Source organism: Kaistia defluvii (assembly GCF_026343955.1).
Classification (GTDB): domain Bacteria; phylum Pseudomonadota; class Alphaproteobacteria; order Rhizobiales; family Kaistiaceae; genus Kaistia; species Kaistia defluvii.
This window is the reverse complement of the sequence record NZ_JAPKNI010000004.1, coordinates 422,490-435,051: the sequence shown is the minus strand read 5'-3', so window position 1 is coordinate 435,051 and position 12,562 is coordinate 422,490. Positions and strand designations below refer to the sequence as shown.

General features: G+C 62.5%; 9 protein-coding genes, 1 tRNA gene and 2 pseudogenes. 6 read left to right on the top strand and 6 right to left on the bottom strand.

Annotated elements, in window-relative coordinates; all coding sequences use genetic code 11:
• The first annotated feature begins 2 nt into the window (after positions 1-2).
• Entirely contained in the window at positions 3-1,526 is a 1,524-nt protein-coding gene (ppx, locus tag OSH10_RS12965; RefSeq protein WP_456077686.1) for an exopolyphosphatase, read from the top strand.
• 79 nt (positions 1,527-1,605) lie between these two features.
• On the opposite strand, the gene rnd is transcribed toward ppx, so the two are convergent.
• A complete protein-coding gene (gene rnd, locus OSH10_RS12960) occupies positions 1,606-2,784 on the bottom strand; it encodes a ribonuclease D (RefSeq protein WP_266332169.1) in 1,179 nt (392 codons plus the stop codon).
• 438 nt (positions 2,785-3,222) lie between these two features.
• On the opposite strand from rnd, the gene aspS reads away from it, so the two are divergent.
• From aspS to OSH10_RS12945, 3 genes are all read left to right on the top strand, one after another.
• Positions 3,223-5,004, top strand: coding sequence for an aspartate--tRNA ligase (gene aspS, locus OSH10_RS12955; RefSeq protein ID WP_266332168.1), 1,782 nt, complete (start codon positions 3,223-3,225; stop codon positions 5,002-5,004).
• 119 nt (positions 5,005-5,123) lie between these two features.
• Positions 5,124-5,200, top strand: a tRNA-Met gene (locus OSH10_RS12950).
• Between the two features lie 130 nt (positions 5,201-5,330).
• Positions 5,331-5,666 carry a hypothetical protein gene (locus tag OSH10_RS12945; RefSeq protein ID WP_266332167.1) on the top strand — a complete coding sequence of 112 codons (336 nt, stop codon included), beginning with the start codon at positions 5,331-5,333 and terminating at the stop codon, positions 5,664-5,666.
• 108 nt (positions 5,667-5,774) lie between these two features.
• Here the strand turns inward: OSH10_RS12945 and OSH10_RS12940 are convergent.
• Both OSH10_RS12940 and OSH10_RS12935 read right to left on the bottom strand, forming a co-directional pair.
• Positions 5,775-6,860 (bottom strand): annotated as a pseudogene (locus OSH10_RS12940) (recombinase family protein); the annotation flags it as partial.
• 19 nt (positions 6,861-6,879) lie between these two features.
• Positions 6,880-7,071 carry a hypothetical protein gene (locus OSH10_RS12935; protein WP_148207751.1) on the bottom strand — a complete coding sequence of 64 codons (192 nt, stop codon included), beginning with the start codon at positions 7,069-7,071 and terminating at the stop codon, positions 6,880-6,882.
• 302 nt (positions 7,072-7,373) lie between these two features.
• Between OSH10_RS12935 and OSH10_RS12930 the strand changes: the two genes are divergently transcribed.
• Positions 7,374-7,673 carry a type II toxin-antitoxin system TacA family antitoxin gene (locus OSH10_RS12930; protein WP_151664540.1) on the top strand — a complete coding sequence of 100 codons (300 nt, stop codon included), beginning with the start codon at positions 7,374-7,376 and terminating at the stop codon, positions 7,671-7,673.
• 4 nt (positions 7,674-7,677) lie between these two features.
• The gene (locus OSH10_RS12925) at positions 7,678-8,187 is read left to right on the top strand and encodes a GNAT family N-acetyltransferase (RefSeq protein WP_151664539.1); all 510 of its coding nucleotides are present in this window, start codon (positions 7,678-7,680) and stop codon (positions 8,185-8,187) included.
• 285 nt (positions 8,188-8,472) lie between these two features.
• Here the strand turns inward: OSH10_RS12925 and OSH10_RS12920 are convergent.
• From OSH10_RS12920 to OSH10_RS12910, 3 genes and pseudogenes are all read right to left on the bottom strand, one after another.
• Positions 8,473-9,365 (bottom strand): annotated as a pseudogene (locus OSH10_RS12920) (3'-5' exonuclease).
• Complete coding sequence (locus OSH10_RS12915; RefSeq protein WP_266332164.1) at positions 9,352-11,376, bottom strand: ATP-binding protein; 2,025 nt, start codon at positions 11,374-11,376, stop codon at positions 9,352-9,354. The pseudogene OSH10_RS12920 and the gene OSH10_RS12915 overlap by 14 nt, the downstream one beginning before the upstream one ends.
• A complete protein-coding gene (locus tag OSH10_RS12910) occupies positions 11,373-12,494 on the bottom strand; it encodes an SIR2 family protein (RefSeq protein WP_266332163.1) in 1,122 nt (373 codons plus the stop codon). Before OSH10_RS12910 ends, OSH10_RS12915 begins: the two co-directional genes overlap by 4 nt.
• Between the last annotated feature and the right edge of the window lie 68 nt (positions 12,495-12,562).

Genomic DNA, 12,562 nt, shown 5'->3' with positions numbered 1-12,562 from the left:
CCCTGCCGACGCATGAGTATGCGCCGGGACGGCTGAATGGCAGCGGTCCCGTCGCGATCATCGACATTGGTTCCAACTCCGTGCGCCTCGTCGTCTACGAGCGCATGAGCCGCACGCCGATGCCCCTTTTCAACGAAAAGGAGCTCGCCGGCCTTGGTCGCGGCATCGCCGCCACCGGCCGCCTGAACGATCAGGCCGTCGAGGCCTCTCTGGCGGCGATCCGGCGCTTCATGGCGCTTTGCGAGCAGATGCACGTCAAGGCGGTGCATGTCCTGGCGACCGCCGCCGCGCGTGAGGCCACCAACGGCCCCGATTTCCTGGCGCAGGTCGAGGCCATCACCGGCGCCGACGTCGCCTTGCTGAGCGGCCCGGAAGAGGCGCGCCTGTCGGCCATGGGCGTGCTCTCGGGGATCCACGATCCCGACGGCATCGCCGGCGATCTCGGTGGCGGCAGCCTCGAAGTGGTCGACATACGCGGCCGCGAAGTCGGTATTGGCGAGACCTTCCCGCTGGGCGGCCTGCGGCTTGAGGAAGTGTCCGAAAAGACGCTGAAAAAGGCCGAGAAGATCGCCATCGACGCCTTGGCCAAATCCTCCGTCCTGGCCCAGGGCCAGGGCAGGCCCTTCTATGCCATCGGCGGAACATGGCGGTCGCTCGCCAGGCTGCATATGCGCCAGAAGGGCTATCCCCTTCATATCATGCATGAATATGCGATTCCCGCAGATGAGGCGCTCGACTTCTGCCGCATGGTCGCCCGCCGCGATGCCGAATCGCTGGATTCGATTGAAGCCGTCTCCAAGAGCCGGCGCCTTCTGTTGCCCTATGGCGCGATCGTGCTGGGTGAGGTCATTCGCGCGATGAAGCCGTCGATGATCATCCTGTCGGCGCTGGGGGTTCGCGAGGGCCTGCTGTACGACCTGCTCGACGAGGAGATCCAGGCGGAAGACCCGCTGATCTCGGCGGCTGAAGAATTGGCCGTGTTGCGCTCACGATCGCCCGGCCACGCGCGGGAGCTGGGCCCCTGGACCGGCCAGGCCCTGGCCGCCATCGGCATCGAGGAGACCCCCGAGGAAGCCCGTCTTCGCACGGCGGCCTGCCTTCTGGCCGATATCGGCTGGCGCGGCCATCCCGATTATCGCGGCGAGCAAAGCCTCAACCTGATCGCGCATGGCTCTTTCGTGGGCATCGACCATCCCGGCCGCGCCTATCTGGCTCTGGCGAACTACTATCGCCACGAGGGTCTGGTCGACGAGCATATCTCGTCGCGCATCCGCGAACTCGCGACCACGCGCCTGCTGGAGCGCGCCCGGGCGCTGGGGGCGGCGCTGCGCGTGGCCTATCTGGTCTCCGGCGCGATGGCGGGGGTCGTTTCGCGCACCCGCATCGAGGCGCGTGGCGACCAGCTGACGCTGGTCCTGCCGCCGGATCGCGCCATGCTGGCCGGCAGCCGCCTGCAGCGGCGCGTCGCGCAACTGGCGAAGCTGGGCGCGATGAAGCCGGCCATCGTCGTCGAAGAAATCGGCTGAGAGCCCCAAGGGGCGCATAAAAGAAAGCGCCGACGGCGAGCCGTCGGCGCTTTGAAAATTCCGAATCCTTGGGATGTCGTCAGGCGGCTTCGATGGCCGGCTTGGGCGCGTCGCCGACGATCGTGACGCGGCGGCCGTCGAGACGCAGCGAGATATCGCCGCGCTTCAGCTTGAGCGCCTGCTCGCCGAACAACTCGCGACGCCAGCCATGCAGCGGCGGGACGTCGGCATTGTTGTCGCCGGCGATGGCTTCCAGATCGTCTACCGTTGCGATCACCCGCGCCGCGACGCCATGCTCCTCGCTGGTCATCTTCAGCAGCACCTTCAGCAGGTCCACGGCCGCGCCATTGCCATCCGAGGCCGGCTTGACCTTGGGAACCTTGGGCAGCTTGTCCTTGGGCAGGTCGACAGCCTTCTTGACGGCGGCGAGGATGTCCTCGGCCGTGCGCGAACGCTCGAAGCCCCGCGGAATGGTGCGCAGGCGCGCCAGGGCCTCGGCGGTGGTGGGGTGCTGCTCGGCGATCTCGTAGATCGCGTCGTCCTTCAGGATGCGGCCGCGCGGCACGTCGCGGGCCTGCGCCTCGCGTTCGCGCCAGGCGGCGACTTCCATCAGCACGGCCAGTTGCAGAGGCTTCTTGATGCGCATCTTGAGGCGCTTCCAGACATTGGCCGGATCCACCTGATAGGTGTCGACCGAGGTCAAGACATTCATTTCCTCCGCAACCCAGTCGTTGCGGTTTTCCTTGTCGAGCTTTTCCTTCAGCGCCTTGTAGACATCGCGCAGATGCGTGACGTCGGCGATGGCGTACTCGACCTGCTGCGGTGTCAGCGGGCGGCGGCTCCAGTCGGTGAAGCGCGACGACTTGTCGATCGGGTGGCCGGTGATGCGTCCGACGAGCTGGTCATAGCTGATCGATTCGCCAAAGCCGCACACCATGGCGGCGACCTGGGTGTCGAAGATCGGATGCGGAAGGATGCCGCCCAGATGCCAGACGATTTCGATGTCTTGCCGCGCGGCGTGGAAAACCTTCACCACGGCCTCGTTCGCCATCAGGGCGAAGAAGGGGGCGAGATCCAGGCCGGGAGCTTCGGCGTCGATGACCACCGCTTCGTCCGTGCTCGCGATCTGGATGATGCAGAGCTTCGGCCAATAGGTGGTCTCGCGCATGAACTCCGTGTCGACGGTGACGAATTCGAACTTCGCGAGGCGATCGCAGGCAGCGGCGAGGGCTTCAGTTGTCGTAATGATATCGGTCATGAAGCTTCTAATAGCGCAGGCCGGGCGGCTTGTCGCGGGGGGAGGTGAGCTTCCCAAACGGAGAGAGCCCAGGCTCCGGCGACGCGGGCGCCAGGAGAAAGCGCCTCATGCATCGACTTCGGGCCTGGGCAATCCAACATCCCGCCATGGCGCGCGACGACTAGTACGTCGCGTGCCAACCGATGGGGCCGGAGTACATCCGTCCTGACCCGATCGTTCGAACTGCGGCGCCTTTCGGCGCGCGGCCCGTTTCAGTGGCTGGGATGAGACTTAGATAGGCGACCCTTTCAGGATTGCAAGGGAGGCCCGCGCGGGGGCCGGTTCTTGACAAAGCGGGACCCACATGCGTCTTTCCGCGCGCGTATGCGATATTCCCTCCGCTTCCGGGGGCTTGTCCGTTCGCCCTGTCGACGCCAGACCAAACCGGATTCCAGCACCATGCATCGCTATCGCACCCATACCTGCGGACAACTCCGCGAGACCCATGCGGGCGAGACCGTCCGTCTCTCGGGCTGGGTTCATCGCGTGCGAGATCATGGCGGCCTACTGTTCATCGATCTGCGCGACCATTACGGCCTGACGCAGATCGTCTGCGATCCGGACTCGCCCGCCTTCAAGGTGGCGGAGGCGGTTCGCTCCGAGTGGTGCATCAAGATCGACGGCCTGGTGAAGCAGCGCACGGCCGAGACGGTCAACGCCAACCTGTCGACCGGACAGATCGAAGTGTTTGCGCAGGACATCGAGGTGCTGGGCGCAGCCAGGGAATTGCCGCTGCCGGTGTTCGGCGAGCCGGAATATCCCGAGGACATCCGCCTCAAGTACCGTTTCCTGGATCTGCGTCGCGAGACGCTGCACGCCAACATCGTCAAGCGCACCCAGATCATCGCCACCATGCGCGAACGCATGACCGAGATCGGCTTCCACGAATATACGACGCCGATCCTGACCGCGTCGTCGCCGGAAGGCGCGCGCGACTTCCTCGTGCCGTCGCGCATCCATCCCGGCAAGTTCTACGCGCTCCCCCAGGCGCCGCAGCAGTTCAAGCAGCTCTTGATGATGGCCGGCTTCGACCGCTACTTCCAGATCGCGCCCTGCTTCCGCGACGAGGATCCTCGCGCCGACCGCCTGCCGGGCGAGTTCTACCAGCTCGACCTCGAGATGAGCTTCGTCACCCAGGAAGACGTCTGGGACACGATGGAGCCGGTGCTGCGCGGCATCTTCGAGAAGTTCGCCGACGGCAAGCCCGTCAGTCAGAAGTTCCGCCGCATTCCCTATGACACGGCGATCCGCACCTATGGTTCGGACAAGCCCGACCTGCGCAACCCGATCGAGATGCAGGCTGTGAGCGAGCATTTCGCCGGCTCGGGCTTCAAGGTGTTCGCCCGCATGCTCGAGGCGGATCCCAAGGCCGAGGTATGGGCGATCCCGGCCAAGACCGGCGGTAGCCGTGCTTTCTGCGACCGGATGAACTCGTGGGCGCAGCAGCAGGGCCAGCCGGGCCTCGGCTACATCTTCTGGCGCACCGAGAACGGCACGCTTGAGGGGGCCGGTCCCGTCGCCAAGAACATCGGTCCGGATCGCACCGAGGCGGTACGCCAGCAGCTCGGCCTGGAGGATGGCGACGCCGTCTTCTTCGTCGCCGGCGACCCCGCGAAGTTCTACAAGTTCGCCGGCGATGCGCGCACGCGCGTCGGCACCGACCTGAACCTCGTCGACAAGGACCGGTTCGAGCTCTGCTGGATCGTCGATTTCCCGTTCTATGAATGGGACGAGGAGACGAAGACGCTCGATTTCGCCCACAACCCCTTCTCGATGCCGCAGGGCGGGATCGACGCGCTGAACAACCAGGATCCGCTGACGATCAAGGCGTATCAGTATGACGCCGTCTGCAACGGCTTCGAGATCGCCTCGGGTTCGATCCGCAACCAGCTGCCCGAGACGATGGTCAAGGCGTTCGAGCTGGTCGGCCGTTCGAAGGAGGACGTCGAGCGCGATTTCGGCGGTCTCTACCGTGCGTTCCAGTATGGCGCGCCGCCGCATGGCGGCATGGCCGCCGGCGTCGACCGCATCGTCATGCTGCTCTGCGGCGCGCAGAACCTGCGCGAGATCACGCTGTTCCCGATGAACCAGCAGGCGGAAGACCTGCTGATGGGCGCACCGAGCGATCCGACGCCGAAGGCGCTGCGCGAACTGCACATCCGCCTGAACCTGCCGGCCTGATCGGCAGGAGGCACCGGCGAGCCTGTGGACGACGGCGAATAGTTGTTTAGCCGGGGTTCACAAGCGAGGGGTGTCCGTCTATATCACCACTGCGCGACGACGTCAGTCGCCGCGCTTGACGCGGGGTGGAGCAGCCCGGTAGCTCGTCAGGCTCATAACCTGAAGGTCATCAGTTCAAATCTGGTCCCCGCAACCATCTTTACTTGCTCGGGGCGCAAGTGAAGATTAGATCCTGCCCCCGCAACCATCTTTACTTGCAACCCCGTAGCGCCCGCTGCGGGGTTTTTGCTTTGCGTGGAAATAGTAAGGATTCCAGCAAGATCGCCTTGAACGTCGATCTCCACCTTGCCCTCAACAGGCGTCAGCACGATCTGATCCACCAACGAGCGAATTGTGTCGGCTGCCTCTACCCGCTTGCCCTCTTCTTCATCCTGAAGCGATTCGTAGAGCTGCTGGATGCGCTTGCGATATTGCAGCGCCATGCTCGGGTGGAGCAGGGGCGGCGGCTCCTCCGCTTCGGCGAGGAAGTGCTTCAGTTCCACCTTACGGGCTTCAAGCTGCTTCATGTCTTCCACGATCGCTTCAATCGGCCCGCCGGATTTAATTGCAGTCAGCAGCTTCGTCAGTTCCCGATCAATCTTCGCGATCTCGGCTTCGGCTGAGGCAATACCGGCGCGGCCTTCCATCCGCAGGCGGTTCATCTCTTGCGTGAATACCTCGCAGAAATGGGCAAACAGCTCAGGGTCAACGAGTCGGGTGCGCAGCGCATTCAGCACGCGCGATTCCAACTCGTCGCGGCGGATATTGACCCGGTTGTCGCAGGTGCCTTTGTTGCGAGCTGTCGAGCATCCGATCAGCGTTGCCGAGATCGCGGAGTACCCGCCACCACAGCATGAACATTTGGTTAGGCCCGAGAAGAGGTATTTGGGACGCCGCCGGTGATTGACGGTGCGGACATCTGTGTTGCCGTTATCGTCGCGGGTGAGCTTGTTCTTCTCCTGCCGTGCCTTCACAGCATTCCAGAGATCGTCGTCGAGGATCCGGAGCTCTGGCGTCTCCTGGATGACCCATTCCGATTCCGGGTTGGGGCGCGCCTGCCGCTTTCCGGTGTTCGGGTCCTTTACGAAGCGCTGGCGGTTCCAGACGATCTTGCCGACATACATCTCATTATTGAGGATGCCGTTGCCACGCTTCGGGTTGCCGTTGATCGTGCTGAAACCCCAGTCGCCGCCCGAAGGGGCCGGAATGCCGTCCTTGTTCAGTGCAAAAGCGATGGTCTTTGCCGACTTACCGGCGGCGTAGTCGCGGAAGATGCGGAGAACGACGGCGGCCTGGTCTTCGTTGATGGTGCGGTCGCCGCGAATGGGTTCGCCATTGGCGTCCAGCTTCTTGACCACATCGTAGCCATAGGAATTGCCGCCACCCGATTTGCCAGCCTCGACACGGCCGCGCTGGCCGCGGCGGGTCTTGTCAGCAAGATCTTTAAGGAAGAGGGCATTCATCGTGCCCTTCAGACCGACATGCAGATGGCTGACCTCGCCTTCAGACAAGGTGAACATCTTCACATCCGCATAGGACATGCGTTTGAAGATGCCGGCGATGTCTTCCTGATCACGCGAGAGGCGATCCATCGCCTCAGAGAGGATCACGTCGAACCGGCCGCTCATGGCGTCGGTCATCAGGGCCTGGATGCCCGGACGGATCAGGGATGCTCCTGAAATCGCGTGGTCCGTATATTCTTCGATGACGTGCCAGCCCTGCTTTTCGGCATGGAGGCGGCACATGCGAAGCTGGTCGGCGATGGAAGCGTCGCGTTGATTGTCAGAAGAATAACGGGCGTAGATCGCGACTTTCAAAACATTGCTCCCATCCGCATCAGGAGGTGCGCTTCCTCCTTTGCCTGGACAACTTCACTTCCTCTGCAAAGCATTCCCGTGCCGCCTGCTTTGCCAGGATGCCGACCAGACGCAGAAGGCGAGGGTCGGGACTGCCGCACGGCGTAAACGTCAACTCCGGCGCGTCCAGCAGCAAAGATTCGAGCAGCGCTTCGCGCTCGGCTACTGTCATCTTTGCTGTGTTTTGTGGGGCTCGCAAGGTCATAACTGACAGCATTCGTCCCATGCCCGGCATTAGCAACGAAATTTGCGGGCGAACATTTGGCGGCGTTCAGTGTGCCAATGCGCGTTATGGCGTGCGGCGGCGTAACATGGCGTGCCATGGCAGAGTAAAATGACCTGTCGGAATCGCTCGATGTCGCCGTCATCTTTTGCCTCGTTGCTGGTCCCTCGGAAGCTGTTGCTTGCAAATGAGACTTTATCGTATTGTAATTAGAGATACAAGGCGCTATCTTCCGACTAAGGAGACTCGCCATGGGCAACACTGCCGAACGCAAGGAATATCCGATCTCGATGCGTCTGCCCGAAGCGGATGTTGCCATGATCGATCGCGCCGCCAGCCTGCGCGGCCGCTCGCGCACCGATTTCGTGCGAGATGCCGCTGTGCGCGCGGCCGAGGAGGTCGTCATGGAGCAGGGCCTGATCCGGATGAGCTCGGAAGGCTTTGCTCAGTTCATGGATGTGCTGTCGCGCCCGGCCGCTCCTGTTCCGGAGATGGTTGAAGTGCTGAAGCGGCCTGCGCCGTGGGAGCCCGGCTACGCGGCGAAGCGGTAATCCCTTGCTGCTTTCAGGACCCGAGCTGCTTTCCGCCGCCCACGATGTTTCCCAGTTTTCCTGTGGCAAGCCGACGCTCGACCACTGGCTGAAAACCCGCGCGCTCTCCAATCAGCAGAAGGGCTTTACCGCCGTTCTCGTCGTGCATGAGGCAGGGCGTGTGGTGGGATACTACGGCCTTGCACCAACAGCCGTTGTGCCATCGGTGCTACCGCGCTCCATCCGGACGGGGCAGCCGCCTAATCCAATTCCCTGCATGCTGCTTGGCCAGCTCGCGACCGATGTCGGCTCGGCCGGGTTGGGCATCGGGACTGGCCTTGTGAAGCACGCCCTTCAACGCTGCGTTCAAGCCGCGTCGCTGATTGGTGGGCGGGCATTGATGGTCAACGCCGTCGACGGGGAGGCTGCCGAATTCTGGCGGCGCCGAGGATTTGAGCCTGCCAGAGATGATGGACTGGTCCTGTTTCGCTCGATCAGCGATATTGCTGCGTCGCTCCGTGAGGCTGGAAGGTGAATAGCCCGATGTTTCGTGGACGTCTTCCTTGCTAAATTTGAGGCAAGGACCTGCGCCGGACATTCAAGACGGTGACCGGCAAGGCGAGGATCTCGAAGGAAATCCGCTTCCGCCTCCAGAACCACGCGTTGCAGGATGCCAGCTGCAAGAACCATGACCGCTAGGCACCACATAGTGGAAAAGCGCGCCGACATGACGAAACGGCACAGGTTCGTCTGCGCCACGCTTGCCAAGAAGTGCCCGCAAGTGCCGGAGGGCATGCAATAGCCCGGCCTTCGACGGTACTCAGATCCGGTCTGAAAACCGATCATAGGCATCGATCCGCCGAACCGGGGGATCGACCTCATACCGATAGATTTCCGTTCTCAAGAACCGTAGCTCGGCCTCGAGCTGAGCCTCGGGAACGTCAATATACCATGCGCGCGGCTGCGGGCCGGGATCGCCGTTCCAGCGGTATCCCCGCGCTTTGAGGACATCCTTGAGGTCAAAGGGTGCGTTCTCCGCCCAGATTCGCCAAAAAACGGCACGGGCGCCGTCCAGGAGACGGCTGAGACCTGTAGCGCCAGATCGGGGCAGCCACATTGCCAGCAACTCGACCGTAGCAAGACAGTCGTACATCGCGCGGTGGCGGTCGTAGAAGAAGCCGGCGGCCTGAGCGAGATAGGCGAGTTTCGTGCCCTCGAACCCCTCCGCTGCCCAATCGATCTGGCTGAGCGAGCATGCCCACGGCTTCGTCGAGAACACGTCGCTGAATCGTTCAAGGAAGCGGCGGTCGAATGCCGCGTTGTGCGCGATGACGAGCGAAGCCGGCGCTGCGAATGTGGCTACCGCTGCGGGATCAATAATCTGGCCGGCCACCATCTCGTTGGTGATGCCCGTGATCGCGGTGATTTCCGGGGCGATAGGCTCGCTCGGCTGACGCAGCCCTTGGAAGCTGTCACCCACGCTGAAAATGGTGCCATCCAAGCCATAGTTGAATGGTGTCATGGCGAGTTCGATGATCTCGTCGCGCTGATGGTCAAGCCCCGTGGTCTCCCCATCAACCACCAGGCCAAGGCGCAGCGGCGTGCCTGGCGGAGGAACGATGCGAGGCGCGGCTTGAGACGCCGGACGACCCGGTAGTCTCCCGTGGCCTCCAGCGTCTGCGCCAGGGTCTCCAGATGGTCAGAAGATGTCATCGTCTGACGCTTCGTTTGCTGCCATTGGCTCCCCTCCAGCAGTATCGACCGGAGCGAGTCGAATGCCGGCGGCTCGACCTTCTTCGTGGAACCACAAATCGACCACGGCGGTGTCGTCGCTGCGCGGCCGCGGTGATGCCTCCCGCACCTTGAATGTCGTCGGGAGATTGACCGAGGTTCCGAACACCAGCGCGTGCTGCCGAGGCAATGACGGTAACCGTTTCAGGACCGAATCCGAGATGAACGGCGTCATCTGCCGAATCTGAGAAAGATCGTCGGGGTTCTGGATGCGGTGAACCAGGAAATTGGAGCACTGGCTGAGAACCGTCTTGGACAGCTCACTAGGGCGTTGTGATGCCAAGAGCACGAACATGCCGTATTTGCGTCCTTCCTTGGCGATGCGCTCGAATATCTTGGTCGCGTCCACTGCATAGCGGGATGGCGTCGCCGAGATGTAGCGGTGCGCTTCTTCCAGCAGAAGATGGATCGGAAAGCGATTGCGCGGATCGGCGCGCCGGAGCAGGCGAAACAGCATCCGCGCGATCACGGCGCTAACCAGTTCGACCACCTCGTCCTCGACGTCATTCATGTCGATGATGATGATCTGATTGGCTTTGGTGTGGCCGGTTCCCTTGCCGTTCAGGCCGACCAGCCGAGTGAGAAACTTCAGCTCTCCATTGTCGGCGGCTGCGCCGCCCGCCTCATGTCGGAGGAATTCATACTCAGGGCGATCTTCCAGTGCCTGGAAGCGCGTCACCATCTGGGAGCAGTAGTCTCGGATTTGCCGATTACCGTGCGCCTCCGCATACAGGATGGCGAGGTCTATTGCATCGCCGAGTGCCGCAAAGTCGAATGGCAGGTTTTGATAGGCTGGAAGCTTCAAATCCTCCAACTCGAAACCGTTCGGGCCAACCAGATAAGCATCCAGACCCGCAGGGTTGGCCATTTGGCCAAAGTTGATCGCAATATATGGCCGGATTTTTTCCGCGTTGATCTCGTTCGTGCTGAAGCGCTGAAGGATGCCAATGATCCGATCATGCTTGGACGGGCTCGACGAGTCGTCGCGCATAATCTGGGTGATGCACTTGGCGAGGATGTGATTGCGGACGCTGTTGAGTTCTGCGGCCCCCGCATTTGAGAACAAGGTCGAGAGCCCGAGCGCCATGCGCAGGATGGGCACCTGGGTGCGCTCGCTGGCTTGCAGCAACAGCTCCCATTCCGCCAGTTCCAGAAACCAGTGCGGCAAGCGGAAGCCCGCTGCCGTACCGTCGAGGACGACACGCTCGACTCCGATCGCTCCCACCTTCGCGGAAGCGCTCAGAGCGGCGTGATACTCGCCGTTGACGTCGAAGACGATGAAGGTCGCGCCGCGGGCGTGATGCTCCTTCGGCTTGCAGAAAAGGGACTGCAAGACCGAGGCGACCGTGCAGGATTTGCCGCTGCCGGTATTGCCCAGGACGGCGACATGACCGCCGAAGAACTCGTTCAGACGAACTTTGACGTCGTAGTCCTCGAACACCACCGACTTGCCGATCGGTAGAACCCGATAGCGCGTGGCCCCTTCGGGTTGGCAGGCGCCGCCATCCGGGCCGACTGACGGCTCGACGGCGGCCTCGGTCTCAAAGATGCGATCGAGCTCGCCATCCAGCGCATAGAGTGCGTCCGCATACAGAGACGGGAAAACCGACACACCGAAGCGGAACGCGCCACCGCGCATCGGCAACATGCCGACGGGCACCACGTCCAGATATTTCGAGGAGCCGGCCCGGTCGAAATCGCCCCGCTCGGAAGGCGTGCTCGCGTCGCGCTCACGCAGGCCGACAACCTCGACCACGACATATTCCGACTGCGACGGAATCATCAGGAATGATCCCAGCCGCGCCACATAATGCACGTCGTCGAAGCCGACGACCGTGAAGTTGTCGGTGCCGACGTGCATCTCGACGACAAAGCGGTCGGCCGCGACCGAGACCACCTTGCCGATCGCCCGCTTGCGATCGTCGTGGCTCATGCCTCTCCATCCTTCGTCTCGTCGTCCCTTTTCGGCGCCAGCTCCGACAACACCTTGCGGACGGCATCATCAATCCTGTCGCTGGGGCGCTGGGGCATGAAATGCTCGACGATCATGTCGAAGTAGTGCGCCCTCGTCCCGTCGGCAGGGCCATTGCCTCCAATGATCCAAATGCGCGGATCGCGCAGCGCCCGCAGCTTGGCGATCTCTCCCTCCGTGTCGGGCGCCGCAAAGATCACCAAGCGGAAGGTCGGGATCGTCAGAGCCTGATAGATGATGTTGTTCAGGTGCTCGTCGCCGAAGGCGTAGCCGGCCGTGATGAGAACGCTCTGCTCGCGCACGATCCGGGACTGAAACTCCCGGAACAGGTCTGCGTAGGGCGAGCCGAGCGAAGAGTTCTGCTTCGCCGGCGTCGGATAGATCAGCATCTGGTTCGTGGATTCCGGCGGCCAGACCTCCTTGATCGGGAAGAGGCCATGATCGTCCTCGGTCCAAGTGACCGAACCATGCAATTTGCAGAGATAGACGAAGGCGTCGACGGCGGTCCACTTGCGGCTGGCGACGTCGAGCTGCTCGGCCAGGGCATAGCGGAAGATCGCCGGGTTGAAGCGGCGTTCCACGACGCCGGAAAAACCGTTGGCATAGGGAATACCCAGGCGATCCATCGCCAATTCGCTGAAATGATCGTAGTTGGTCGTGAACACCCATGGCCGGGGCAAGGACCGATCGCGTAGGACCAGTTTCTTGTAGAATCGCTCGTAGAGGTCGCGCACGGTCGTGTCGCCCTCCGTGGCGAAGGCCCCTTGGGTGACACGGGTCCATAGGAAGTCCTGGACCTTCTTGATGATGCCGTCGAGAACAGCGCGATAGGGGTGAAGATCGGGATTCTCGCTCTGGCGCAGCACGAACCGTTGCGCGAACAGCACCTCCATCAAGCGTTCCAGGTTACGGCTGTAATCCTTCGCCAGGTCGACCCCGAGCGCGTCGAGATAGTCGAGTTCGTCCTTGGTCAGCCGCCACGGCGCCGGTGCAGCGCCGGCTGTTGGCGGATCGCTGTAGAATCCCGCCGCGCGTGCTTCGATGGTTTCGCCGCAAAACTCCTTGGCCAGCGGCGCCATGGTCGCAATGCCGAGTTCCTTTTTGCCCTTCATCAGCGAAGAACATCCGGCGCCGAGCAGAAATGCGA

Coding starts and splice junctions, on each gene's coding strand:
- rnd (WP_266332169.1), bottom strand. CDS start 2,784: ATGACCGATATCATTACGACAACTGAAGCCCTCGCCGCTGCCTGCGAT.
- aspS (WP_266332168.1), top strand. CDS start 3,223: ATGCATCGCTATCGCACCCATACCTGCGGACAACTCCGCGAGACCCAT.
- OSH10_RS12935 (WP_148207751.1), bottom strand. CDS start 7,071: ATGACAGTAGCCGAGCGCGAAGCGCTGCTCGAATCTTTGCTGCTGGAC.
- OSH10_RS12930 (WP_151664540.1), top strand. CDS start 7,374: ATGGGCAACACTGCCGAACGCAAGGAATATCCGATCTCGATGCGTCTG.
- OSH10_RS12915 (WP_266332164.1), bottom strand. CDS start 11,376: ATGAGCCACGACGATCGCAAGCGGGCGATCGGCAAGGTGGTCTCGGTC.
- OSH10_RS12910 (WP_266332163.1), bottom strand. CDS start 12,494: ATGGCGCCGCTGGCCAAGGAGTTTTGCGGCGAAACCATCGAAGCACGC.